At 39.4% G+C, this 26184-nt stretch carries 18 protein-coding genes; 13 read left to right on the forward strand and 5 right to left on the reverse strand.

What is annotated here, in order from left to right:
• Positions 1–45: 45 nt before the first annotated feature.
• From L877_RS12675 to L877_RS0107630, 3 genes are read left to right on the forward strand one after another with little or no spacing between them, the layout of a single operon-like run.
• The gene (locus L877_RS12675) at positions 46–1125 is read left to right on the forward strand and encodes an HD-GYP domain-containing protein (RefSeq protein WP_051437749.1); all 1080 of its coding nucleotides are present in this window, start codon (positions 46–48) and stop codon (positions 1123–1125) included.
• A gap of 44 nt (positions 1126–1169) precedes the next feature.
• On the forward strand, positions 1170–4337 hold the full coding sequence (ileS, locus tag L877_RS0107625; protein ID WP_026835545.1) for an isoleucine--tRNA ligase: 3168 nt from the start codon (positions 1170–1172) through the stop codon (positions 4335–4337).
• Between the two features lie 42 nt (positions 4338–4379).
• Positions 4380–6854 carry a glycogen/starch/alpha-glucan phosphorylase gene (locus L877_RS0107630; protein ID WP_026835546.1) on the forward strand — a complete coding sequence of 825 codons (2475 nt, stop codon included), beginning with the start codon at positions 4380–4382 and terminating at the stop codon, positions 6852–6854.
• A gap of 881 nt (positions 6855–7735) precedes the next feature.
• Here the strand turns inward: L877_RS0107630 and L877_RS0107635 are convergent.
• The 3 genes from L877_RS0107635 to L877_RS0107645 are packed head-to-tail and all read right to left on the reverse strand — an operon-like array spanning position 7736 to position 11884.
• Positions 7736–8878: a hypothetical protein gene (locus tag L877_RS0107635; protein ID WP_026835547.1), complete on the reverse strand. Its 1143-nt coding sequence runs from the start codon at positions 8876–8878 to the stop codon at positions 7736–7738.
• Between the two features lie 42 nt (positions 8879–8920).
• The gene (locus tag L877_RS0107640; RefSeq protein ID WP_026835548.1) at positions 8921–10333 is read right to left on the reverse strand and encodes an MBOAT family O-acyltransferase; all 1413 of its coding nucleotides are present in this window, start codon (positions 10331–10333) and stop codon (positions 8921–8923) included.
• 27 nt (positions 10334–10360) lie between these two features.
• Positions 10361–11884 (reverse strand): acyl-CoA carboxylase subunit beta, encoded by a 1524-nt coding sequence (locus tag L877_RS0107645; RefSeq protein ID WP_084554827.1) that lies wholly within the window; start codon positions 11882–11884, stop codon positions 10361–10363.
• 194 nt (positions 11885–12078) lie between these two features.
• Here L877_RS0107645 and L877_RS0107650 point away from each other — a divergent pair, with 194 nt between their 5' ends.
• The 9 genes from L877_RS0107650 to L877_RS0107690 all read left to right on the forward strand — a co-directional run bounded on the left by L877_RS0107650 (position 12079) and on the right by L877_RS0107690 (position 22622).
• Entirely contained in the window at positions 12079–12891 is an 813-nt protein-coding gene (locus L877_RS0107650) for an ABC transporter permease (protein ID WP_026835550.1), read from the forward strand.
• A gap of 34 nt (positions 12892–12925) precedes the next feature.
• Positions 12926–13687: an ABC transporter ATP-binding protein gene (locus L877_RS0107655; RefSeq protein WP_026835551.1), complete on the forward strand. Its 762-nt coding sequence runs from the start codon at positions 12926–12928 to the stop codon at positions 13685–13687.
• A gap of 43 nt (positions 13688–13730) precedes the next feature.
• Entirely contained in the window at positions 13731–14129 is a 399-nt protein-coding gene (tagD, locus tag L877_RS0107660; RefSeq protein WP_026835552.1) for a glycerol-3-phosphate cytidylyltransferase, read from the forward strand.
• Positions 14126–15232 carry a CDP-glycerol glycerophosphotransferase family protein gene (locus L877_RS0107665; protein WP_026835553.1) on the forward strand — a complete coding sequence of 369 codons (1107 nt, stop codon included), beginning with the start codon at positions 14126–14128 and terminating at the stop codon, positions 15230–15232. Before tagD ends, L877_RS0107665 begins: the two co-directional genes overlap by 4 nt.
• A 59-nt stretch (positions 15233–15291) precedes the next feature.
• Positions 15292–16800, forward strand: a complete 1509-nt coding sequence (locus L877_RS12680) for an LCP family protein (protein WP_051437751.1) — start codon at positions 15292–15294, stop codon at positions 16798–16800.
• Between the two features lie 69 nt (positions 16801–16869).
• Positions 16870–18117 (forward strand): DegT/DnrJ/EryC1/StrS family aminotransferase, encoded by a 1248-nt coding sequence (locus L877_RS0107675; protein ID WP_242837136.1) that lies wholly within the window; start codon positions 16870–16872, stop codon positions 18115–18117.
• 4 nt (positions 18118–18121) lie between these two features.
• Positions 18122–18805 carry a sugar transferase gene (locus tag L877_RS0107680; RefSeq protein WP_026835555.1) on the forward strand — a complete coding sequence of 228 codons (684 nt, stop codon included), beginning with the start codon at positions 18122–18124 and terminating at the stop codon, positions 18803–18805.
• A 10-nt stretch (positions 18806–18815) separates the two neighbouring features.
• Positions 18816–20273 carry an O-antigen ligase family protein gene (locus tag L877_RS0107685; RefSeq protein ID WP_026835556.1) on the forward strand — a complete coding sequence of 486 codons (1458 nt, stop codon included), beginning with the start codon at positions 18816–18818 and terminating at the stop codon, positions 20271–20273.
• A 12-nt stretch (positions 20274–20285) separates the two neighbouring features.
• Positions 20286–22622 (forward strand): bifunctional glycosyltransferase/CDP-glycerol:glycerophosphate glycerophosphotransferase, encoded by a 2337-nt coding sequence (locus L877_RS0107690; RefSeq protein WP_026835557.1) that lies wholly within the window; start codon positions 20286–20288, stop codon positions 22620–22622.
• Positions 22623–22706: 84 nt separating this feature from the next.
• Here L877_RS0107690 and L877_RS0107695 read toward each other — a convergent pair whose 3' ends face one another.
• A complete protein-coding gene (locus tag L877_RS0107695) occupies positions 22707–23300 on the reverse strand; it encodes a metallophosphoesterase family protein (protein WP_026835558.1) in 594 nt (197 codons plus the stop codon).
• 27 nt (positions 23301–23327) lie between these two features.
• Positions 23328–25268 (reverse strand): BMP family ABC transporter substrate-binding protein, encoded by a 1941-nt coding sequence (locus L877_RS0107700; protein ID WP_026835559.1) that lies wholly within the window; start codon positions 25266–25268, stop codon positions 23328–23330.
• 204 nt (positions 25269–25472) lie between these two features.
• On the opposite strand from L877_RS0107700, the gene L877_RS0107705 reads away from it, so the two are divergent.
• Complete coding sequence (locus tag L877_RS0107705; protein ID WP_026835560.1) at positions 25473–26081, forward strand: nucleoside triphosphate pyrophosphatase; 609 nt, start codon at positions 25473–25475, stop codon at positions 26079–26081.
• Positions 26082–26184: the final 103 nt, after the last annotated feature.

Here is a 26184-nt window from a genome sequence, read left to right on the forward strand (position 1 = left end):
ATATAATAGTGGAGAAATGTGTCGAAAAAATGAAAGGAGACAAAAATGCTTTTCATTAAGGTTGATGATTTGAAGGCGGGGATGCGCCTTGGAAAACCTATATACAATAAAAATGGGGTACTGCTATATGATAGAGATACTAAACTCACTACTCAGGCAATATATGGAATTAAAAATTTTGGGTTGATGGGTTTATATATATTGGAACCAGCGGAGCCGGCACCTAAGCTTACGGAAGAGGATATAAACTTTGAGAGATTCCAGACCATGGCTGTATTTAGTATACGTGAGGATTTGGAACTTTTGAATTCCGGTAAGCGAGATAAGGGGATTGAGTGGCTGTGTAATCTTATTATAAAGAACTATGCCAACAAGAAAGATAAGATTACATTTATTCAAAGCTTGCGCAGTACAGATGATTTTTGGTACAAGCACAGCATTAGTGTAGCCATACTTGTGGCGATTATCGCGGGCAAGATGAGCATGCCACCGGCGAGACTTCACATGCTGGTCAAAGCGGCGCTGTTACATGATTGCGGTGCCATAAGCGTTCCTTCAGCGGGATATGCGGAGGATGATCCTGATATCAAGGCAGCTATCAGAAAAGCTTCTCTCGAAACACTGAGTTCCTTCTCGGATTTGGGTGAAGATATATATAGAACAGTGCTTTTCTACCATGAACTCTATTTGGGAGAGGATACCAAGAATATTACAGATGCGGTTAAGAGCGATGTGAATGCAGCTATATTATATGTTGCAGATGCCTATGAGAGAATGACTGCCATGAAGTCCTATGAGGAGCCTACGAGTGAGATTTTAGCATTGAAGACACTTTTGGCAGATCCCGATAGATACGATCCGGTTGTTGTTCAGGCATTGATTAATGGCATCAATGTGTTATATCCGGGCGTTTGCGTGGAGCTCACAGGAAGAATCAAGGGTCTTGTTATTGCAGAGAATTATCTGGATGTATTCAAGCCATGGGTTCTCAGCTTTATGGACAATAAAGTCTATGATTTGACTTCTCCGGCTGCACGAGGTGTGGAAGTGGTTGATATCATGAAGACGATGGATAACAGGATAAAACTTGATCCTGACTTACTTAACGAGTATAGACCAGTTTAATGGTTAGAATAAAAAATATACTATTGAAAAGAGGAAGATGAATTATGTACGAAAAAGTTTCAACAGGTCTCAATTTTGTTGACAGAGAAAAAGAAGTAGAGAATTTTTGGAAAGAGAATGATATTTTCAAAAAGAGTATTAAGCTCAGAGAGGGCTGCCCTACTTATATGTTCTTTGATGGCCCACCGACAGCTAACGGTAAACCTCATATAGGTCATGTATTGACACGTGTAATCAAGGATATGATTCCACGTTATCGAACAATGAAGGGTTACCAGGTTCCTAGAAAGGCTGGATGGGACACCCATGGACTTCCGGTGGAATTGGAGGTTGAGAAACTTCTCGGGCTCAATGGTAAGGAACAAATTGAAGAATATGGTATGGAGCCATTTATAAATAAGTGTAAAGAATCAGTTTGGAAGTACAAGGGAATGTGGGAAGATTTCTCTGGAACTGTAGGATTCTGGGCTGATATGGATAATCCATATGTAACTTATGATGATGATTATATCGAGTCTGAGTGGTGGGCGCTCAACCAGATTTGGGAGAAGGGCTTACTTTACAAGGGCTTTAAGATTGTCCCATATTGTCCTCGCTGTGGTACTCCGTTGTCAACAGCTGAGGTTTCTCAGGGATATAAGACATTAAAAGAAAAGTCTGCAATTGTAAGATTCAAGGTTATTGGTGAGGATGCTTATTTCCTTGCTTGGACAACTACTCCTTGGACACTTCCAAGTAATGTGGCTCTATGTGTGAATCCGGATGATACATATGTTAAGGTTAAGGCCGCAGACGGATATACATATTACATGGCAGAGGCATTGCTTGATGCAGTTCTTGGAAAATTGGCAGACGAAGAGAATGGCGTTAAGGCTTATGAGGTGCTTGAAACATTTAAGGGTAAGGATCTTGAGTACAAAGAGTATGAGCCATTGTTTGAGTGCGCCAAAAAGGCTGTTGAAAAGCAGGGAAAGAAGGGCTTCTTCGTTACATGTGATTCATATGTTACTATGTCAGATGGTACTGGTATCGTACATATCGCCCCTGCATTCGGTGAAGATGATGCCAATGTGGGAAAAATATATGATCTTCCATTTGTTCAGTTCGTAGATAGCAAAGGTGAGATGACAGAAGAAACTGATTACGCCGGAAAATTTGTTAAGGACGCAGATATGCCTATTCTCATTGATTTGGACAAGGAAGGCAAGCTTTTTGATGCGCCAAAGTTTGAACATGAGTATCCACACTGTTGGAGATGTGATAAACCACTTATCTACTATGCTAGGGAGTCTTGGTATATCAAGGAGACAGCAGTAAAGGATGATTTGATAAAAAATAATAACACAGTTAACTGGATTCCTGAGTCAATCGGTAAGGGAAGATTCGGTAACTGGCTTGAAAATATTCAGGACTGGGCTATTTCACGTAACCGTTACTGGGGAACTCCGCTCAATATCTGGGAGTGTGAGGGATGTGGAAGACAGGAGTCTATCGGAAGCAGAGCTGCACTTGCAGAGAGAAGTGGAAATCCTGATGATGCCAAAGTAGAGCTTCATCGCCCATATATCGATGAAGTCACATTCACATGTCCTGATTGTGGCAAGACCATGAGAAGAGTTCCGGAAGTTATTGACTGCTGGTTTGACTCTGGCGCTATGCCATTTGCACAACATCACTATCCATTTGAGAACAAAGAGTTGTTTGAGCAGCAGTTCCCAGCTCAGTTCATCTCAGAGGCTGTAGACCAGACTCGTGGTTGGTTCCACTCTCTTATGGCTGAGTCTACTTTGCTCTTCAACAAAGCTCCATATGAGAATGTAATTGTACTCGGACATGTTCAGGACAAGGATGGACAGAAGATGAGTAAGAGTAAAGGAAATGCAGTTGATCCTTTTGAGGCCCTTGGAAAGTATGGCGCAGATGCGATTCGTTGGTATTTCTATGTGAATTCTGCTCCATGGCTTCCTAACCGTTTCCACGGAGATACTGTTGTAGAAGGACAGAGAAAATTCATGGGTACATTGTGGAATACATATGCATTCTTTGTACTCTATGCCAATATTGATGAATTCGATGCAACTAAGTATGAGCTAGATTATGACTCACTTAGTGTTATGGATAAATGGCTTCTCAGCAAGTTGAATACAGTAATTGGAGAAGTAGATGACAATCTCGCAAATTACAGGATTCCTGAGACGGCAAGAGCTCTCCAAGATTTTGTTGAGGACATGAGTAACTGGTATGTTCGTCGTTGTCGTGAGAGATTTTGGGCAAAGGGAATGGAACAGGATAAGATCAATGCCTATATGACATTGTATACTGCCCTCGTAAATATTTCTAAGGCAGCAGCACCTATGATTCCATTTATGACAGAGAGCATTTATCAAAACCTAGTTTGCGGAATTGATAAGAGTGCTCCGGAGAGTATCCATCTTTGCGACTTCCCGGAAGTCAACGAGAAGTTTATTGACAAAGAACTCGAGGCTGTTATGGACAAGGTTCTTCAGGTTGTTGTTCTTGGTCGCGCATGTAGAAATACAGCCAATATCAAGAATCGTCAGCCAATAGGAAAGATGTATGTTCGCGGTGCAGAGTTTGATGAGTATTACAAGCAGATTATTGAAGATGAGTTGAATGTCAAGAGCGTTATCGTAACCGATGATGTTAGGGACTTTACAACATATAATTTTAAACCACAGCTTAGAACACTCGGCAAGAGATTCGGGGCTAGATTGGGCGATCTCAAGGCAGTTTTGGCTGAGCTTGATGGTAATGCCACAGTTGACGCATTAGAAGCTGATGGTAAGATTACAATTACTGTGACAGGTGAAGAAGAAGTTCTTGAAAAAGATGATCTTCTTATTGAATCAGCACAGATTGACGGCTATGTATCGGAGGAAGACAGAGGAATTACCGTTGTTATTGATACTAACCTTACACCTGAACTAATTGAAGAAGGATTTGTAAGAGAGATAATCAGCAAGATTCAGACTATGAGAAAGGATTCCGACTTTGATGTTACTGATAAGATTGAGGTATACGCAGTCGGTAGTGAAAAAGTTCTGGATGTTATTATCAATAACTCAGAGCAGATTAAGCATGATGTTCTTGCCAGAAAGATCATCGTTGGAGCTATGCAAGGCTTTACTAACGAGTGGAAGATCAATGGTGAGGATGTCACATTTGGAGTTGCCAAGGTAATATCTTACTAAGATGATATTTGTCGCCGGACTATAGGAAAGTGAGGTATTAAGATGACATTATTAACAACTCAAGGCCAAAAGGAAGAGTTCAAAAAAGATGTGCAGAATTATATGCGTCTTTTGTTTAGAAAGGATATCGACAAGGCGTCGAGCCAACAGTTATTCCAGGCAGTTTCTTATGCAATAAAAGACATTGTAGTTGACGATTGGTTTGAAACACACAAACTCTATGAGGAAAAGGATGTCAAGACTGTTTATTATCTTTCCATGGAATTTTTGATGGGAAGAGCGTTGGGAAATATAATTATCAACCTGCGCAAAGACAAGATAGTCAGAGAAGTCCTTGACGAGCTGGGAGTTGATCTCAACTGGATTGAAGATCAGGAGCCGGACGCTGCATTGGGTAATGGAGGTCTTGGAAGACTTGCAGCTTGTTTCCTTGATTCATTGTCAACACTTGGATATCCTGCATATGGCTGCGGTATTAGATATAAATATGGTATGTTTATGCAGAAAATCAAGGATGGATACCAGATTGAGGCTCCGGACGATTGGCTAAAAGATGGCAATCCTTTCGAGATGAAGAGAGCGGAGTACTCTGTTGAAGTAAAATTCGGTGGATATGTGGCAGTTCACAGAGGGGAAGATGGGAGAGATCATTATGTACAGGAAAACTATCAATCAGTTCTCGCTGTGCCATATGACATTCCTATCGTAGGCTATGGCAATAGAATAGTTAACACCCTTAGAATATGGGATGCTGAGGCTATTGATAATTTCAATCTAGAGTCATTTGACAAGGGAGATTATCAGAAGGCTGTTGAGCAGCAGAACCTTGCCAGAACTATCTGTGAGGTCTTATATCCTAATGACAATCATGTTTCCGGAAAGGAATTGCGATTAAAGCAGCAGTACTTCTTCGTATCTGCAAGTGTTCAGCGTGCTATTTCCAAGTATATGGAGAAGCATGATGATATTCGCGGATTGCATGAGAAGGTATGCTTCCAGCTCAATGATACACATCCAACAGTAGCTATTCCTGAGCTCATGAGAATTCTTCTCGATGAGTATAACCTCGAATGGGATGAGGCTTGGAAAATCACCAACAAATGTTGTGCATATACCAATCATACAATTATGTCAGAGGCGCTTGAGAAGTGGCCAATTGACCTTTTCTCACGACTTCTGCCAAGAATCTATCAGATTACTGAGGAGATTAATAGAAGATTCCAGAATAAGATTGCCGAGATGTATCCTGGAAACTTTGAAAAGCAACAGAAGATGGCAATCATATATGACGGCCAGGTTAAGATGGCTCATCTCGCTATTGCCGCTGGTTTTTCCGTTAACGGTGTTGCGAGATTACATACAGAGATCCTCAAAAATCAGGAGTTGAAAGACTTCTATGAGATGATGCCAGAGAAGTTCAACAATAAGACCAATGGTATCACTCAGAGGCGCTTCCTTCTCCATGGAAATCCACTTCTCGCCAATTGGATCACTGAGAAAATAGGCGATGAATGGATTACTGATTTGAAGAAGATTAAGAAGATTAAGCCACTTATCGAAGACGAAAAAGCACAGAAGGAATTCATGAATATCAAGTATGAGAATAAGCTTCGTCTCGTTAACTACATCAGAGAGCACAATGGAATTGTAGTTGATCCTAATTCTATCTTTGATGTACAAGTAAAGAGATTGCATGAGTACAAGCGTCAGTTGTTAAATATTCTGCATGTTATGTATCTCTACAATAAGTTGAAAGCAGATCCAAGTATAGACATGGTTCCGAGAACATTTATCTTTGGAGCTAAGGCATCTGCCGGATACAAGAGAGCTAAAGCTATTATCAAGCTCATTAACAGTGTCGCAGATGTTGTAAATAATGACTCAGCTATTGGTGGCAAGATTAAAGTGGTATTTATCGAGAATTATCGCGTCAGCAATGCAGAGATTATCTTTGCGGCAGCAGATTTGTCAGAGCAGATAAGTACAGCAAGTAAGGAAGCATCAGGAACAGGAAACATGAAATTCATGATGAATGGTGCCCCTACTATCGGAACTATGGATGGTGCCAATGTGGAGATCGTCGAGGAAGTTGGAGAGGATAATGCATTTATCTTCGGACTTTCATCCCAGGAAGTAATTGACTTCGAGAATAATGGCAATTACAATCCGAGAGATATTTACTACAATGATGAAGAAATTCGCAGAGTAGTAGACCAGCTGGTAGATGGAACTTACGGCGAGGGAGATGAGTTTAGAGATATCTATACATCCTTACTCGATTCCAATGGATATGACCGAGCTGATATGTACTTTATTCTCAAGGATTTCAGGTCTTATGCTGAGGCTCAACAGAGAGTTGATAAAGCTTACAGAGACAGAACTTCATGGACAAAGATGGCTATGTTAAATGTAGCAAAGTGCGGAAAGTTCTCGTCTGATAGAACTATAGAAGAGTATGCCAAGGAGATTTGGCACTTAGAAAAGGTTAAACTCAAGAAGAGAAAACCTGTTATATAAGATGGTCTAAAAACAAGAAGTGACCAACCGACTCGAGACGTGGCGCACTCGCGCCAAAGTCTCTCGCTGGTTGGTCACTTCTTGTTTTTTATATACATTTAGTGCGGTCGTAAGACAATTTCTTGAGGTTTCGGGGAGTGGAATACGGATGAAAAGTCAATTTTTAAGAAATCATCCGTATACACGGGAAGAATTCTTGAGGCTCCGGAGAGGAAAATACGGATGAAAAAAGAAATTTTAAAAAATCATCCGTATATAATGGGAAACGCATATTGCTGGTCTTACTCCCCGTGGTCGTAAGACAATAAACGCATACTGCTGGTCTTACTCCCTGCGGTCGTAAGACATTAAGTGGTAAGAATTCTTGAGTCATGGAAACATTAAATACAGATGAAATTGAGAAGTTTGTGTTTGACGTATTTGGGGGAGAGTACGGCAAGATTTGAGAATTTTGAGAATTTTTCCGTACTTACCGGCAATTGAGAATTTTGCGTTCAGAGTTTTTTGGAGGAAGTACGGCTAGACTTCCTGATTTCGTATTTTTTTCCGTACTCGTCGTGGATTGAGAGGTTTTGTGTTTGACGTATTTGGGGGAGAGTACGGCAAAATTTGAAAACTTTGAGAATTTTGCCGTAATATCTTTAAAAAGGTCGTGACAAGCTTCAGTGCTTGATTTAAAAGTACGGCAAGATTTTTGGTTTCTCGAGATATTGCCGTACTGCCCCACTCCCGCGAAAAAGCGCCCCGCCCCCGCAAAAAAAGATTTTCAAGAAATCATCCGTATGTAGAGGAAACGCATACCGCTGGTCTTACAAGCAAAGCTTGCAAGACTAGCAATATGCGTTTCGATTATTGTCTTACAAGCAAAGCTTGTTAGACATTTATCTTTCATATATCTTTGGGACGAGGCTTGGATCATCGAGGGATTTGTAAGGGAGTGTACCATGTTCATCGAAGAATGCTTTCCACTCAGCCAATTTTCGACGCCTAGAAGCTATGTGCTCATCCACGTTATCTCTGGTTAAGAGAATTCCGAAGTCGGAATATTTACATGGTTCACCTGCCATGGTATCAATCATCAGGTCACCAACTTCTTTGTAGTAGTGCGATGGGTCGTAGTAATTGTAGTAGTTTAGGGCGATGTCGTTAAATGTATTGAAACACCATACTTTATCGCCGATTTCAACGACCTGTCTCAGGAAGTCATAGAAGCAATCGCTCTCGAAAGCTACCATCTGTCCTGCAAAAATTGATCCGAAGAAAATCTGTAATTCGACATTGTGTTTTTTGCACATTGACTTGATTCGCTTGAGAGAATCGACACATTGCTTGATTACATCTGATCTGTCTTTGATTCCTCGTTTGAAATCTTTATAGAACTTATCTACCTGTTTTTTCATCAGGAAGTCATAATACTTATCAGTTCCTTTGTTTTCGTTGAAAAACTTGTAATACTTGGTGAGATTTCGCTCGCCGGTTTCAAAACAAGGATATTTAGGATCTTTGTCCGTAATCTTTTCATATGAGAGTTTTAGATTCTTAAACAGGAAAGTAGCCATCTCTGCGATTTTGGACTCTCCTGTGAGGATTGCAGGCGTCTCAAAGACAGCTCCGCGGTACTCTCTGTCAAACTGCTTAATTTCTGTTGTTGAAATCTGCAGAAGAATCTTCTTGGCATTGGTATGTTCGCATATATACTTGGTATATGCTTCATAATCCTGAAAGTTTCCGGACATAACCCAGCAGTTGTAGTAGTTGTAACCATCGATTTTCTTAAGCTCCTCTGTTCTCAGAGCACCTGCTTTTGAACCACCGATTAGATACGCGTCGTACTTATCTGAGAAATGCTTGATATGCTGCGCTTTTAGCTCTCTGAGGTAGTCATCCTCATCTAGGGTATAGTTGTCACCACTTTGAGCTTTAAAGTAGCAATATGGGTCGATTACGACGTTTATACCCATAATAGCCACTAGAACAGCTAACATTATACATAAAAATGATATGCACCATCGTTTTGCGCTCATTATAATTCCTCCAATTATTGTTATTATTGTAAAATATTCCGCCTAGAATTGGAAATACAAGAATTGTACTACCTTGTCCATGTTGAGAATACAAATCGTCAATAGAACGGCTGCATACGCAAGGTACTTCCAATTTGTCTTGAATTTTGAACTCATCTTTTCTGTTGTTGGGAGGAACCAACAGATTCCAAGTCCCACGGCGGTAAGCGCCCAATTATCCCAATTCTCTACAACCAGCTTGGTAAGAGTTGACCAGTGAACAGTAGAGAAGTTGAACATGCCCTTGAACACTTTGTATGCATCAGAGAATGTGTTGGATACAAACAATACTCGGACTAAGATGGCGAAGAGGAATGTGAGTGGAAGTCCATACCAAACCTTGATATCAACGCCTTTTCTCTTTATCCAAGAGGAGAGACATACCAACGCTCCGTTGATAACGCCCCATGCCACGAATGTCCAACCTGCACCGTGCCAAAAACCTGATACAAAGAATGTAACCATAGTTGCAATGTAGTAATTGCGATATTTTACACCCCTGCGATAAACATTTCTAAATATATAAGCTCCAAGGAAGCGAGAGAGTGTCATATGCCATCTCTGCCAGTATTCTTGGAAATCCTTTGCTTTATATGGCGAATTAAAATTCTGTGGAATCTTAATATTGAACATCCAACCAAGACCGATGGCCATATCCGCATATCCTGACAGGTCGAAGTAGTAGGACACTGTATACTCAACTGAGTGGAACCAGGATTGGATCATTGGAAGGTTGTTGGTTATGTGATCAAAGAATGACTGGGCATCTGTTGTAAGCGGATCGGCTATGAGCATTTTCTTGGCACAGCCGATGGCAAAGATAAATATTCCTTTGGCCACATTGTCAAAAATGATTTTGTGATTATCTGTATTTTCAAACTGTGGAACCACCTCGGCGTGATGGATGATAGGTCCGACAATCAGCTGAGGGAAGAAGGTTATGAAAAGAAGATAATCCATAACATCATATGTCTTAGTCTCTCCGCGGAAGGAATCTACCAAGAATGCGATGAGCTGGAAGGTGAAGAATGAGATTCCGATTGGGAGAATTATATGCTGGAGTGGGAAGTGAGATCCCGTTACAAAGTTGACATTATTAATAAAGAAATCAGTGTACTTATAGTAACCCAGGAGACCGACGTTGGCCAAAACTCCAACTGCGAGAAGTAAACCGCGTTCGATGCGATGTTCCTTTCCCTGAAGCTTTGATAGTCCTGTTCCCACAACGTAGTTTCCTACCACGCTTCCAAGGAAGAATGGGAAGAAATCAGGGCTTCCCTGTGCATAGAAGAAGAAGGAAGCCAATACAAGCCATAACTTTGCCAGGGTAGTGTACTTAAATCTGTGTAGTACAAAGTAGCCAACAAAAGTTATTGGTAAAAATAGTAATATAAATTGATATGTTGAAAAAATCATGTCAGAAAAAACCTTTCTCTAAGTGTATTATAGCGGAATATTTCCATGTTTTTTGCATATTCCCGTTATAGGCTTTTTGTCAGCCAGCATGAGAATGTCGCTGTATAGCCTAGCTCTAGTCGCTTCCGGTTTGATGATTTCGTCAACATAACCGTGCATAGCTGCGATTCCAGGGTTCATGAATTTCTGGTTGTACTCAGCTATTTTATTATCGCGAAATGCTTTTTTCTCGGCAGGAGACATGTTCTTCATCTGCTTTCCATATAGGATGTCTGCAGCGCCTTCTGCTCCCATAACAGCGATTTCAGCGGTTGGCCACGCATAGACATAATCAGAGCGAAGATGCTTACTGCTCATGGCTATATAAGCGCCACCGTATGCTTTTCTCAATATTACATTGAGCTTGATTGTCGTTGCCTCAGAATATGCATAGAGAAGTTTTGCTCCGTGGCGAATAATTCCCTTATACTCTTGATCTTTGCCCGGCAGGAAGCCCGGTACATCTGTTAGAGTGATGATTGGAATGTTATAGGCGTCGCAGTAGCGTATCTGCCTTGCCGCCTTGTCACTGGAATCACAATCAAGAACTCCGGCCATATAATTTGGCTGATTTGCGATGATGCCGACAACGATACCATTGAGTCGCCCAAAGCCGACAACAACGCTTTTGGCGAATTCCTTTTGAACTTCGATAAATGTTCCGCTGTCGATAATTCCGTCAATGACCTTATGTATATCATAACTCTGAGTGTCCTTCTCAGGAATAACATGGGATAATTCCTCGACAAACTCTACATTATCTTGATAATGTGGCAAAGATGTGTTTTTTGGCACATGAATGTGATTTTCATTATAACATGGTGGAATAATGTCTATGAGACGGCGAACTTCTCTAAAACATTCCTTCTCATCCTTCATGTGGAAGTGAGCAACACCGCTGGTTGCCGCATGTACATTGGCTCCTCCGAGAGCATCTGCCGTGATATCCTCATTGGTAACGCTCTTGATAACCTTAGGTCCTGTTACAAACATCTGACTAATGTCATCGATAACGAAGATAAAGTCGGTGATTCCAGGGCTGTAGACTGCACCACCTGCGCAGTTTCCGGCAATAATGGAAATCTGAGGTATGTAACCCGATGCCATTGTGTTGTAGTAGAATATTTCACCGTAGCCTGAGAGGGCGTTAACTCCTTCTTGAATTCTCGCTCCGCCTGAGTCATTTATTCCGATAATTGGACATCTGCTTTCAATAGCCATCTTGATGGTGTTGGCAATCTTGAGGCCGTGCATCTTACCTAGGGTTCCACCAATCACAGTGAAGTCCTCCGAATAGATAAATACTTTCTGACCATTTATGGTTCCATAACCTGTAATGACGCCATCGTATGGAAATTGTCCTTTTTTAATATTAAAAGCATCTTCCAAATTTGATACGCTAGATCCGATTTCACGAAAAGAATCTTCATCAACAATATGGCAAATTCGCTCTAGGGCATGTAACTTGCCAAGTTTGTGCTGTTTTTCCATGTTATACATAGAAGTATCCATTGTTTTTCCTCCATTCATCAACTGAAATTTACACATATTTATATGTGATAATTCTAGAATTTTTCATAAAAACACAAATATACTATATCTCAAAATAAAAAAAGTGTCAATCATATGTAGTTAAAAAGTTGACTAAAATCCTCAAGAGTGATATAATCAGATGATTGAAAAAATGAAGGAGAAAGTTTAGAAAAATGTCAAGTATTTTAAAGAACTTCAACAAATATAGGTATTTGCTAGGGGAATTAGCAAAGAAAAATATCAAATTAAGATATAGAAGATCATACCTTGGAATCTTGTGGACACTGATTGAACCACTTTTGACCATGATTGTTTTGAGCATTGTTTTCGGAACATTGTTGGGAAGACACAATACCGACAAGGCCTTTGTGGGCGTACCATTTCCCGTATACGTCCTGACAGGTAGATTGCTGTATTCTTTCTTCTCATCGGCTACCAACAGTGCCATGAAGTCAATTCGTGCCAACGGAGCTATGATCAAGAAAGTATATGTGCCTAAGTATATGTATCCTATTTCAGGAATTATTTCAAACTTTATTATATTCCTGATTTCCTTGATTGTTCTTGTGGCGGTTATGGGATTCTTCTTAATACAGGGATCTTATAAAGCGAATATTAATCCATATATGCTCATGTCAGTATTTCCTCTGTTGAATCTGATGCTTTTTGCCACGGGAATAGGACTCATATTGGCGACATTGTGTGTATTCTTCAGAGATATTGAGTATTTGTGGAGCGTTATGCTGATGCTCATCATGTATTGTAGTGCGATTTTCTACTTCGCAAGCGGTATGAAGGGCGCTACTTTGAGACTCGTTAAGTTTAATCCTTTGTTTGGAATTATCGATAATTTCAGAAGATCGCTGTTTGGACAGCATATGGATTTCAATCTGGCTGTTTATACTTGGGGAGTCAGTGCCATAGCGGTAGTCATAGGAATTATTGTATTCTACAAGAAGCAAGATTCGTTTATTTTGAATATTTAGAAACTATAATTATGTGGAGAGGATTTTATTAGAAATGGCAAAGAATAAAACAGCTTTGAGAGTCAACAATGTGAGTATGAAGTTCAATCTCAGCTCTGAAAAAGTTGACAATATCAAAGAATATTTTATTAAAATGATAAAAAAAGAGCTTATGTACCAAGAATTTTGGGCATTGAAGAATATCGACTTTGAGGTAAAAAAAGGAGACAGAGTCGGAATTCTTGGACTCAACGGTGCCGGCAAAAGTACGCTTCTCAAAGTTATAGCAGGAGTGCTCAAACCGACAGAGGGAAGTGTGGAATGCTTTGGCAAGATAGCGCCGCTCTTGGAACTTGGAGCCGGGTTTGACCGCCAGTATACCGGTGCGGAGAATATTTTTCTATACGGTGCTGTGCTCGGTTACAGCAAGGATTTCATCAAAGAGAAGTATGATGATATCGTAGAATTCTCTGAGCTTGGAAAGTTTATTGACGTTCCCGTGAAGAATTATTCTTCAGGAATGAAAGCTAGACTTGGTTTCTCTATTGCCACTGTTGTGGAACCTGAGATTTTGATATTGGATGAGGTCCTCAGTGTTGGAGATAAGAAGTTCAGAAAAAAATGTGAAGCTCGAATCAAGAGTATGTTTGACAAGGGAGTTACAGTTCTCTTTGTGTCTCATTCCACCAGTCAGGTTTTGCGAATGTGTAACAAGGGAATTCTCTTGGAAAATGGTCAGCTGATTGCCCAGGGTGAGGCAGAGGAAATCGTCGATTTATACGATGAGAAATTGGGAATGGAAAGAGATGAGGGATGATGTCAAGATGGCACTATCCTAGATATATGTAATGGAGGTTATCATGAAAAAAGTTATTACATACGGAACATATGATTTATTACATGTGGGTCATATTAATCTGTTGAGAAGAGCAAAGGCTTTGGGAGATTACTTGATTGTAGTTGTATCAAGCGATGAGTTTAATGCGGGAAAAGGAAAAAAGGCATATCACTCTTTTGAGGACAGAAAGAAGATTTTAGAGGCTATCAAGTACGTGGATGAGGTTCTCCCTGAGTACACATGGGAGCAGAAGATAGATGATGTAGTTAATAATGATGTAGATGTCTTTGTAATGGGAGATGATTGGGAAGGAAAGTTTGACTTCCTCAAGGATTACTGTGAGGTTGTATATCTTCCAAGAACAGAGGGTATCTCTACAACAAAGATTAAGGATGATCTTGGTTTGGGAAATAACAAATGATTAAAGAAATAGGTTACAGACTATTTTCGATTTTTTACAAGATATTCACTGTCTTTCCGCAGGATCCTGAGAGTGTGTTTCTGATTGCAACACATGATAAGAGCGCTGAGGGCAATATTGGCATTGTTGCCAATAAGCTGGCGAGAGAGATGCCGGAATACAAGTGTACTTGGCTTACAAGAGACAACTCTTACAAGAATCCGATAGATTATTTCTTGAAAAAGCCATACAAACTGGCCAGGTCTAAGTATATATTTCTCGACAATGCGTTCCTGCCGCTTTCTTACTTTAAGGTGAGAAGAGGGACGAAAGTCGTGCAATTGTGGCATGGTACCGGGGCAATCAAGAAGTTTGGTCAGGATTATAATACGGGAAAACTTGGAGAACTCGAGAGAAGAGCCAATGAAAACATAACGCATTTAATTGTCGATTCCGAGAGTGTGGCGGTTGAGTACGCCGGAGCATTTGGCGTGGATGACGATAAAGTTATGAGAATCGGGCTTCCGAGGACAGATTATGTTTTGGATAAGGACATAATGAATAAGCTCAAAGCTCAGTTTTATGAGGCTTATGGAGAATTGAGACAAAGAAAAATAGTCCTATATGCCCCAACTTTTCGCGACAGTGAAGTTGATAATCCAAAAATAAATATGGATCTTCAGAGAATATCTGATTTACTTGGAGAAGAGGGAGTACTACTCTTGAGATTACACCCCTTTGTTGCAAAAAATATGCCTGATGAAGTGAAGGATAATCTGCCGGACAATGTGTATGACATGTCACTTTATCCAAGTGTAACAGGTTTGTTGAGCGTTGCAGATATATTGATTACCGATTATTCTTCGATTATATATGAATACGTGCTTTTGGAGAGACCAATTATATTTTATGCATATGACTTGGAAGAGTTCTCGAGCAATGGCAGAAGTTTTTACAGGGACTATGAGACTTTTGTTCCGGGGCCTATAGCACGTAATCAGGATGAGTTAGAAGACAATCTTAAGGTTTGTGACAACAGTAAGTCCAAGGAGTTTGTTCAAAGGGAAATTGAGCATTTGGATGGAAAATCCACGGATAGACTTTTTGATTTGATTTTTTCATGATTTTAGTTTATAATGGATATGTTTGTTGTCAAAGAAAAAAAACAATGGAGGACCGAAAGGTGAAGACAATAGTTAAGAGAAAATTAAGTTTGGTATTTTTGATATTGCAGTTATTGGTGACAGCTGGTTTGATTGCTGTTATTGTTAAAGTTGGATTTGTACCAATGAAGTATATAGCTCTCGTAATTGGAATCGGAGCATTTTTCTTTGTATATACGTTGTTTAGTCAGATGACTAACAAGAGTTATATAGTTGGACGTATACTGTGCGTTATGATGTGTGGTATTTACGTTTTTGGCGGATATTATTGTGTTAATACATATTCATCGATTGATACTGCTGCAGGAAAGTCTGTAAAGGTAGATAATATTTCTTGTATTGTATTAAAAGATGATAAGGCACAGAGTATCTATGATACCAAGGATTATATATTTGGTATCTTCTCAACTGCAGACAGAGCCAATACAGATAAGGCTTTGGATGAAGTAAAGGCGGCTATCGGAACAGAGCCTAAGACACAGGGCTTTGAGGATAATGATACTTTGGTTGATGCGTTATATGCCAAAGAAGTTAATGCTATTATCATTAATGAAGCCAGCAGACCTTTGATTGAAGAGTATTATAAGACCTTTTCCAAGGATACTCGTGTTTTGAATACTCACAAAGTTGAGACTGTTATCGAGGAAAAGGAAGTATTGGATGATATTACTCAGACACCATTTAATGTTTACTTGAGTGGTATCGATATTTATGGTGATATTAATACAACAAGTCGTAGTGATGTAAATGTTATCGCAACAGTAAATCCTATAACCAAAGAGATTCTGTTGACATCAACACCACGTGACTACTATGTGCCGCTGACTATTTCTAATGGAATACCTGATAAGCTTACACATGCCGGTATCCATGGTGTAGATTGCTCAATTGGTACTCTTGAGAAGTTGTATGATATTAAGATTGATTATTATGTGAGAGTTAACTTTACCAGTGTAAGAAAGATTGTTAATATCTTAGGTGGAGTTAAAGTATACTCAGACTTTGACTTTATGTCAGACTGGGGACCTAACGGAGCCGGAACACATTATTATTACAAAAAAGGTTATAATAAAGTTAATGGTAAAGAGGCATTGGCATTCTGTCGAGAGAGACATCACTTTGCCAATGGTGATTACCAGCGTGGACGAGATCATCAGCACATGATTGAGGCTGTGCTTAATAAAGCTATGTCACCAAAGGTATTGCCTAATTATGCTAAGCTTTTGAAAGCAGTATCTGAGAACTTCCAGACTAATATGAAGACTAAGGAGATTGCAGCTCTCTGTAAGATGCAGCTCAATGATATGTCTCAATGGAAGATTAAGTATGCCAATGCAAAGGGATCTGAGGCAAAGAGAACTACATATGCATATCAGTCAAGAAAGCTGTATGTATGTGTTCCTGATTATGATTCTGTCGCAAAAATTTCAAAGAAGATTAAGAAGCTTCTCAAGGCTAAGGAAGCTACTATGTCAAGTAAGAGTGTCGATCAGCAACCTATATCTGACACAACGGGTGGTACAGAATAAGAGATTTAAGGAGAGGTTCCGCCTAATGGTGGAATCTCTTTGTGCTTTGTGATAAATGCAACATGACCAATGAAAGGAAGATTGCAGATGAGAGTTATTCCATTTTCTCCTCCTGATATTACAGAAGAGGAAGAATTAGAAGTTGTTAATGCATTGAGATCTGGATGGATTACTACAGGACCTAGAACTAAGGAGTTGGAACGAGGTATCGCGGAGCTCTGTGGAACAAGTAGAGCAGTTTGCCTAAGTTCCGCCACATCATGTATGGAGATGACACTTAGAATCCTCGGAATCGGCGAGGGTGATGAGGTTATCACAACTGCTTATACATATACAGCTACAGCGAGCTCTATTTTCCATGCGGGAGCAACACCGGTATTGGTTGATACCATGCCCGGATCATATGAGATTGATTATGATGCAATAGCAGATAAAATTACAGAAAAGACCAAGGCGATTATGCCGGTAGATATTGCAGGTGTGCCTTGTGATTATGATAGACTTTATCACATAATAGAATCTAAGAGAAGCGAGTACAAGCCATCAGATAATGAATTTCAGAAGGCATTTACAAGAGTGATTATAATTGCTGACTGTGCTCACGGACTTGGTTCTACGAGAGATGGAATATCTACGGGAAGTCTCGCAGACTTTACATGTTTTTCATTCCATGCTGTAAAGAACTTCACAACAGCAGAGGGTGGAGCAGTGACATGGAGAGATATTCCGCTGATAGATTCGGAAGAAATATATAAAAAGTATATGCTTATTTCCCTTCACGGCCAGACCAAGGATGCTTTCGAGAAAAGTAAAGCGGGTAGTTGGGAATATGACATTGTAGACCTCGGATATAAGTGTAATATGACAGATATTCAAGCTGCAATAGGAAATGTTCAGCTAAGACGCTATCCGGGTTTGCTTGCCAAGAGAAAAGAGATAGTTGCAGCATATATGGCCGGGATTGATGAAATCAACAGTAAACTAAGTAGATATCAGATTAAGCCACTCATACATCAGACAGAGAACTATGATTCCAATTGCCACTTATTTTTGATGAATATCGAGGGTGCTGATATTGAGACCAGAAATGCCATAATCCAACAATTGTCGGAGAAGGGCGTATCGGCAAATGTTCATTACAAACCGTTGCCTTTGTTGACAGCTTATAAGAATAAAGGATATAGAATTGAAGAATATCCTAATGCGTACAATATGTATTCAAATGAAATTACATTGCCACTTCATACTCTGTTGAGCGAGGAAGATGTTGAGTATATCCTAGATATTCTCGAGAGAGTTATGACCGGCTTGGAGTAATACTATGATAAGAAAATGGAACGATTTACCTTCATTTATGAGATGTGAGGAAGTCAAGCCTTATTATGATATTCTCGCCAAGAGAAAGGCGAGCCTTGTAATTAAACGTATATTTGACGTTTTTACTGCGTCTATTATGATGGTATTGGCATTTATCCCTATGGTAATTATAGCTATATGGATAAAAGTTGATTCCAAAGGTCCTGTATTTTATCGACAAAAGCGAGTAACTCAGTACGGAAGAGTTTTTCGCATACACAAGTTCAGAACAATGGTAAACAATGCAGACAAGATGGGGACGGCTGTTACTGTTGATAATGATGTGAGAATTACTTCTGTCGGAAGTAAGCTAAGAGGTATGCGATTAGATGAGTTGCCACAGCTTATTGATGTTTTGCAGGGAAATATGTCCTTTGTGGGAACGAGACCTGAGGCAGTTGAGTATGTCAAAAAATATGACAAGGAATACTATGCCACGTTGCTTCTTCCGGCCGGCATTACCAGTGAGGCCAGCATTCGCTACAAAGATGAGGATAAACTTCTGAGCGAGGCGGAAGATGCGGACAAAGTATATATGCAAGAAGTTTTGCCTGAGAAGATGAAATGGAACTTAAAGTCAGTGAAAAAGTTTAGCTTTTTTGGAGATATTTTGACTATGTTAAGAACGGTTACTGCTGTCTTAGGCTGAGGAGATAAATATGATTAATTGGCTTCAGGAGAAATACATTAGTTTGTTATCGCCTTGGATTCCGATTATGGGTAAGGTTAATTCTAAAATCAAATACAGATTATTAACTGCATGTTTTTTTGTAGACCTTGTATTGTTTTGCATTGTCAGATATGTGCTTCACAAGGAGAGTTATTTTTATAATACAATATGCGGTTTTATAATCATGTTCGCTATTGCTATTTTATCCCTTGATAGAAAGCTTGAGAAGAAGACATGGCGGAGATCTATATGTGTTTCTTGGTTTGGAATGTGTGCGCTTTTCACACTTTCAGATTTCCTAGTTACCAAGAAGGTATGTGGTCTCGGCCTTGTTTTGGCATTTGTCTTTACTATGGTATTCTTCGTATGGCAAAATAATTCACGCAAGGATTTGCTATGGAAATCCTTTAAGGATGCAGTTAAGATTGCATTTGTTATTATTGCAGTCTTGGCATTTCTCTTCAGACCATTTTTCGATGGAGGAAGATATGCCGCTATATTTACAAATCCCAATACATTTGGATTGTATATTTTTGTGGTTTTTGCAGTATATATGTCAGATCTCGATTGGAATGTTGAGATAGGAAAATGTACCAAGAGATGTATCGGAACGTATTTTATGCTGGCACTTTGCATATTTTACTTAATAGTTTCTCAGGCGAGAACGGCTTTGTTGGCTGTCATAGCTATATTCGCTGTATGGCTATATCTTAGGATTTCCAACGGGATTAAAGAGAAGAGACATAAGCATTATTTGAAGGCAATTGGCATGCTTGTTCTATTTTCAGTAGTATTGTTTCCTGTATTCTTTATCAGCGCTAAGAAAATTCCTTATTTGGTAGGTCATCCAATTATATTCCAGGAGGATGTACTTTATCTGAGCAATGGAGAGAAGATTGAGTCAGTGGGTGATAAGGTTATTAATGAGTCCGATAATATTGAGAGTGTTGATACTTTCCAGAAAAAAGAAGAACACATAAATGTTATTGATAGAATTATAAAGGGGATTATGAATAACGAGACCCTTAATAATATTTCTAGCGGAAGGCTGACTATTTATAAAGCATATATGTCAAAGCTCAATTTTAGTGGGCATAAGAGAATTACCATGAATATCAACGGTAAGAAGGTGTCGCATGCGCACAATAATTGGCTTCAATTTGCATATACATATGGAATTCTCAGCTTAGTTATGTATACTATTGTGACGTTACTTAGTTTTACGAGATCAATTTACTTTTATAAGACCAATAGGAGAAAGAATGCCACATATGCCTTCTTTATTCCGGCTATTTGCTGTGGATTTCTCATGGCGACACTGACAGAGGCATTGTTTTTGCCATTTGAATTGTTCCCGGCTTTTGCATATTGGTTTGCATTTGGAGATATTTTTGAGAAAAAAATAGAAGAAAAAAATACGGATGAGTTGATAGAAGGAAATCATTAGGAGGAAATATCGATGGAAAAAATTAGTGTGATTATCCCGGCTTACAATGTAGAAGCCTATATAAGGAGATGTCTGGATTCTGTTTTGGAGAATTCATATCCTAATCTTGAGGTAATTGTAATAGATGATGGCAGTGAAGATAGAACAGCAGAATTCATAGAAGAATACGTAGAAATGTATCCTGACAAAATTCGCTTTGTCAAACAAGCCAATAAGGGTCTTGCGGCCACAAGAAATGTCGGCATGAAATTGGCAACAGGAGACTATATTGCCTTTGTCGACAGCGATGATTTTGTGGAAAAGACCATGTATGAAAAACTCATAAAAGAAGCCAAGGAAAAGGACTGTGATTTGGTCACATGTGGCTTTTATCAGTGTTATGAGGATACCGGTGAGATCGTGGCTTACCAGAGTGGATTTAAGGGTGAATTTGATCAGAGCATTTTCGAAAATCCTCATCTTCTCAGAATAAATTCTCCTCATGCAGTTAATAAATTATACAGAAGAGATTTGGTTGAGAAGGCTGATTTTTCTTTCCCTGAGGGAATAATTTTTGAAGATCTATGCAGTGTATTTCCTCTGTTTGCCAAGGCTGAGAAAGTAGGGCGAGTACATGAGCCACTGTATTATTATATCAGAAACAGAGCTAATGGAATATTGGCAACCTACAATGAAAAACACGGTCAAATCGTAGATTCGTTGGGAATCTTGGTAGAAAAATTCAAGGAAATGGGATGTTTTGATCAGTTTGAAGATACCCTGAGATACTTCTCAATTAGGCATATTTATGCTAGATTTGATGACATGGATAAGTATAATAGTGACGAATTCAGGGCTGATTTTGAGAAGCGCGCTTTTGGATTTTTGGACCAGTGGTTTCCCGGTTGGCGAGACAGCCAGGAGTTTTCAGAACTTCGCAATCCTGAGGAAGATGCAGAAGCTGAAGAGGATACAGCTTCTGACAGTGAATCAGAGAATGTAGAGAAGGAAGCTCCTAAGGTACCCAAAAATAAGAAAAAAAGATCTGAAATATTTGAGGAATATGTACTGAATCAGGAGATAAAGCCTAATTCATATTTGATTGAGTGTTTCCACGGTCATGACTTCTGCGGTCAGGGGTATAATATTGCAGTTGGCCTGGCTGAAAAACCGGGGAATAAGGTGTTTGTATCTGCTGCAAATGATGCAAAGTTAGCTAGATTCAAAGAAAAATATTCCGATAAAATCTATGAGAATATAGAATTTATCAACGTGACTCAAGACGAGTATCTAGAGGCTCTTGCCACATGTGAATATGTATTTAATAATGTGGGATTTCACGCTTTTTACAGAAAAAGAGATGGTCAGAAGTTTATCTTTACGGATTTTTTGCCCGGTTCAAAAGTAGGACTTGCTGATAGGTTGCATATTGCAGATATGCAGGCAAGGCAGATGTCAATGGCTCTTGCGGATGCAATTCCTTATCCCGCTGAAGTAAAGGATAGTTTTGAGAAAAAACTCCAAATGTTCTGCATGGATAAGTTGTGTCGAAAAAAGGGGCTGTTTGTTCCGTTTGAAACACTGTATCCACGAGTTTGTCAAGACCTTGATATGTCAAAAAACAACATAAAATATGTATATTATTGTCCTAAGAATATAGTGTATGATGGAGTTAAGGATAAGAAGTACTACTTGTTTCTCAGTCGTCTTAAAAAGAGACTTAATGAGTTAGATGAGTTAATTGGTGATGATACCAAGGTGGTTGTTGAGTTTCCAAGATTGGTTCGAAGAAGATTTAAGAACAATGAGTGGAAGCATATAATATTTGCAAATGATGAGTATCAGGGAGTTTATGTCTCAAGCCAATATGACGCGATAATCACAGAATGTGAAGCTGAGGCAGATTTGTTGCAGAGCCTCGGGAAAAGGGTATTATTCTCAGAGGAACTCACTCCTGAGGTTATGGCTGAGTGGATAGGAAAAAATGCCGGATCATGCGTTGATGGTGATGGCAAGGTGGTGGATGTTTTTGCATCAATGAAGATAAAGGCCAAGAAGAATCCTAGGATTCGCCATGACATTATATATATCGATGCTTACGAGCATAAGAAGGATTTGGATGAATTCATGAGTGGATATAATCTCAAGAAGACTATTTTCATGATTGAAAAGAGCAAATTGAATGAGTCCATGTCGGCATGGCTAAGTCGATACTACGGCGAGATTATGCTCCTTGTGATTATTCGAAATGCAGTTATTAGCCCTGAAGAGGAGGAGCTTTTGGAGAAAAAGAAGGTCACAAAAGGTCAGATCAGGCGAAGTAGAGATAGGGAGAGATATCTTGGATATAAATCTCTAAAAGGATGTTGATTTAGAAATTGCAAAATTAAAGCCCAGGTGATATGATTCTTATTCTTAGAATTCATAATCCTGGGCTATTTTAATTGGAAACAATCAGTACTCAAATTCGTACCTTTCATAGGCGTTAATTATGGTCGTATTTTCGTTATATTGATATATTCTCGGCTGCTTATGGTTATATGATAGGTGCATATGACCGTGAATGAAGTACTTGGGTTTTGCGCGGTCAAGCATCTTGGTAAACACCTTGAAGCCTCGATGCGAGAGGTTGTCGGCATCGTTGATTCCATATGCAGGAGCATGGGATACCAGTATGTCAAAACCCTTGTGAAATGCAATCGTGGGCGCTAATGCGAGAACTCGCCTTCGCATTTGTCGTTCAGAATATTGCTTGGTTCCATAATTATATAGCATGGAGCCGCCGAGACCGACGATTCGAATTCCCTCGTGTATATACATATCTCCGTCGATACAGATACAACCTTCAGGTGGTTTTTGGTCATAGCTTTCATCATGATTGCCATGTACGTACAATACAGGTGCTTTTGTATATGTTGCAATAAATGACAGGTACTCAGCTTTCAAATCACCGCATGATATTACCAAGTCCAAGTCCTTTAGTTTCCCATCTTCGTAAAAATCCCATAAATATCTTGATTCAACGTCTGATAGTGCAAGTATCTTCATAGTGTTTATCCTTTTCCTTTCATGCTGTTACAGTATTGTTGATGCAGATTGGTCGGTAAGTGTTTTATCAATTCCTCGCAATTCTACGATTGGCTTGGCCTCGTCTGTCAACTCATCCAGGGTTGGAATTCGACCGATGACATTGTCGACAAGCCAGTTCATAGTAATAATCTTCTCCGGTGGGAGAATGTCAGTTTTAGACACTCGAAGTTTGCCTTTTTGGTCATGTATAGGGCCGGAAAACGGGTTAAATATTCCGTCTTTGATGGCGTTTTTAATCATCTTGACAAGCTTCAGATTCTCCGGAAGGATATTCTGAGAATAGATAATATCAATTGCATCAGATGAAAGTCCCCAATAATAGTTCATCGCTTTATATTCGCCGGCAGCATGCTCTGTTTGTAGGGTACCCTCTATGATATTGCTCACCAGTTTTTCATAGAAAACGCCCCAATTACAAATAGACATGGCTATGTTAGACTTCACTCCATCGTGGATGGAGTAGAGTCCATAGTCTTTGCCGCTGTCATATGGTGCAATCATATCCTGTGTTGAGATATAATTGATATTTTCTTTCTCGAATAGTTTGGAAGGATTGTAGTCCTTGGCCGTGGACCATTCAAGGTAAACTTTTGCATATGGATTGGCCATCTTTGCCCCGATTGCAAAGGCATTGATGTTAGCTGTCATACCATTGATTGGATAGTCAGCAATATAGCCAATTTTGTCATTTTCGCAGGTCATACCTGCAATCATACCAGTCAGAAGTTTGCTTTCATACAGTCTTGGATAGTATGTCATAACCGTGTTGTGACTAGCCATAGGAGAGCAGTTTAGAATCCTAACTTGAGGATAAGATGCTGCAATCTTAATGCTTGATTTAATGAGCTGTGGAGTAACTGTAAAGATGATATCATACTTTTCTTTGCAGAGTTTTCTGAGAAGCTTCTCTGCTTGTGAATCAGTATTTTCAACCACAAAACTCTCAGTTTCAATGGCATAGTCCATAACTTCGTTGAGGTGGAGCCTGCCGAGTTCGTGAGCGTAGATCCAATCTGACACTTTGGGCTCTCTGTCGTAGACAAATGCGACTTTTTTCTTGGCGTGAGAAATAATCTTTTTGAACATATTTTTTACAAATTTTTTCTCATCACTTGGATCCATGACTATTTCGACTGAGTGGGACTCACCCAACAGAACGATTTCCGGCCATATCTTTTCAAGCTGCTTTTTGATATCTGCTGGTAGTTTGTCCTTGACCTTTTTGTAAGGATAAACAGATATGTAGAAGAGCAGGGCGTCGCCGACTGTGATAGTCAGCTTGTTGCCGCCGCACTCGTTGTATGCGAGCGTGAAGTTGTTGTAAAATGATGAAAAATCAATCTTTTTGTCATCATTCCAATCCTCGGCGCTTGTTACGCCTAGGCTGCTGAGCAGAGAGGGAAAACTACCCAACTTGCTCATCTGAATAAAGTTAACCTTTGTTATCTCATAGAAATCCATATACTCATAATAGATTTGAACATCGATATCATGAGTTTTTTTGGGGATTTTCCTTGTAACATCGGCGAATATAGTTGGACAATCCATATACTTGAGGACACTTACTCGCTTGTTTCCTTCGAGTACATAGTATTTTCCCATATATTCATATACTTTGACTGCATCATGTATACCCTCGGATATCTGAGCGTCATGAAGCTTGGACCATTTCATAGCGAACTCACTGTTGTAATCTAACAGTGGCATAAAGTTGGATGCAAATGCATTGGTGCGCCCGGCTGTACATGTTCCTATGACCTGATCCAAAGGAATATCCATAGTTCCAAGGTATACTTCACCTTCAGTCACAGTTCTAGACAAAATGTCATCCAAAACCGGGAGGTAAGGGTAGTGTCCCTTGGCAGTTCTTCTTCTAAACATATATCGCCCTTCTTGCAGGGCGTTCATATAATCTTCGTATGCCATAAATCTCCTCGTGCGGTCCGTTGTCGGACTATTTTCAAAAACAAACGTTAGTCCGTTTGATTTACGTGTTTCTATTCAAGTTTATTGTATTATATTGCTTGAGTATTGTCAAAGTAAATACTTGCCTTTTTTTGGTATTTGGAGTATAGTTAAATTGAGAAAAGTTTGTGGATTTTTGGAAATTCACTGAAATGGAGGTAAAAAATGCTGAAGTTTGCTGGGAAAAAGGTGGTTTTAGCATCTGCGTCACCTAGACGCCAAGAATTACTAAAAAATATTGTAAAGGATTATGAGACGTTCAACACGGAGTGTGATGAATATGTAGCTAGCTCGGAACCTGAGGAAATCACTTCGATTCTCTCAAAGAGAAAAGCTATGGCAGTTATTGATGCAGAGCACATCAAGGATTCGATTGTTATTGGAGCAGATACGGTTGTCTGCCTTGATTATGATATTCTAATAAAGCCAAGTAATGAAGAAGAAGCTTATGATATGCTCGAGAGGCTCAATGGAAGAGGTCACGAAGTTGTATCGGGTGTTACGATATTGGTAACAGATGAGCATGGAAAGGTTGTATATGAATCAACTTTCTCAGAGAGTACCAATGTTGAAGTGGCTCCAATGAATGACGAGGAAATTAATGAGTATATTGCTACAGGTGAACCAATGGACAAGTGCGGTGCTTACGGAATTCAGGGCGAGTTTTCGAAGTATGTTACTGAGATAATGGGAGATTATTATAATGTCATGGGATTGCCCGTGGCTAGGCTCTACAAAGAGTTGAAGCTGTTGGATGAAATAAGTACAATATAATTCAAAAAAAATATAAAAAATATGTAATTTTACTAGAAGTATAGCACAGAATATGGTATAATATTCTACAGAATTAGTTTGAGTAAACCGAACAGCAAAAACT

The organism is Eubacterium xylanophilum ATCC 35991 (genome assembly GCF_000518685.1).
Lineage (GTDB): Bacteria > Bacillota > Clostridia > Lachnospirales > Lachnospiraceae > Eubacterium_F > Eubacterium_F xylanophilum.

Excerpts from the sequence above, each read along its gene's own strand:
- L877_RS0107680 (WP_026835555.1), top strand. The coding sequence starts at position 18,122 with ATGATAAGAAAATGGAACGATTTACCTTCATTTATGAGATGTGAGGAA.
- tagD (WP_026835552.1), top strand. The coding sequence starts at position 13,731 with ATGAAAAAAGTTATTACATACGGAACATATGATTTATTACATGTGGGT.
- L877_RS0107700 (WP_026835559.1), bottom strand. The coding sequence starts at position 25,268 with ATGGCATACGAAGATTATATGAACGCCCTGCAAGAAGGGCGATATATG.
- L877_RS0107675 (WP_242837136.1), top strand. The coding sequence starts at position 16,870 with ATGAAAGGAAGATTGCAGATGAGAGTTATTCCATTTTCTCCTCCTGAT.
- L877_RS0107705 (WP_026835560.1), top strand. The coding sequence starts at position 25,473 with ATGCTGAAGTTTGCTGGGAAAAAGGTGGTTTTAGCATCTGCGTCACCT.
- L877_RS0107645 (WP_084554827.1), bottom strand. The coding sequence starts at position 11,884 with ATGGATACTTCTATGTATAACATGGAAAAACAGCACAAACTTGGCAAG.
- L877_RS0107640 (WP_026835548.1), bottom strand. The coding sequence starts at position 10,333 with ATGATTTTTTCAACATATCAATTTATATTACTATTTTTACCAATAACT.
- L877_RS0107690 (WP_026835557.1), top strand. The coding sequence starts at position 20,286 with ATGGAAAAAATTAGTGTGATTATCCCGGCTTACAATGTAGAAGCCTAT.
- L877_RS0107650 (WP_026835550.1), top strand. The coding sequence starts at position 12,079 with ATGTCAAGTATTTTAAAGAACTTCAACAAATATAGGTATTTGCTAGGG.
- ileS (WP_026835545.1), top strand. The coding sequence starts at position 1,170 with ATGTACGAAAAAGTTTCAACAGGTCTCAATTTTGTTGACAGAGAAAAA.
- L877_RS0107635 (WP_026835547.1), bottom strand. The coding sequence starts at position 8,878 with ATGAGCGCAAAACGATGGTGCATATCATTTTTATGTATAATGTTAGCT.
- L877_RS0107695 (WP_026835558.1), bottom strand. The coding sequence starts at position 23,300 with ATGAAGATACTTGCACTATCAGACGTTGAATCAAGATATTTATGGGAT.
- L877_RS0107655 (WP_026835551.1), top strand. The coding sequence starts at position 12,926 with ATGGCAAAGAATAAAACAGCTTTGAGAGTCAACAATGTGAGTATGAAG.
- L877_RS12675 (WP_051437749.1), top strand. The coding sequence starts at position 46 with ATGCTTTTCATTAAGGTTGATGATTTGAAGGCGGGGATGCGCCTTGGA.
- L877_RS0107665 (WP_026835553.1), top strand. The coding sequence starts at position 14,126 with ATGATTAAAGAAATAGGTTACAGACTATTTTCGATTTTTTACAAGATA.
- L877_RS0107630 (WP_026835546.1), top strand. The coding sequence starts at position 4,380 with ATGACATTATTAACAACTCAAGGCCAAAAGGAAGAGTTCAAAAAAGAT.
- L877_RS0107685 (WP_026835556.1), top strand. The coding sequence starts at position 18,816 with ATGATTAATTGGCTTCAGGAGAAATACATTAGTTTGTTATCGCCTTGG.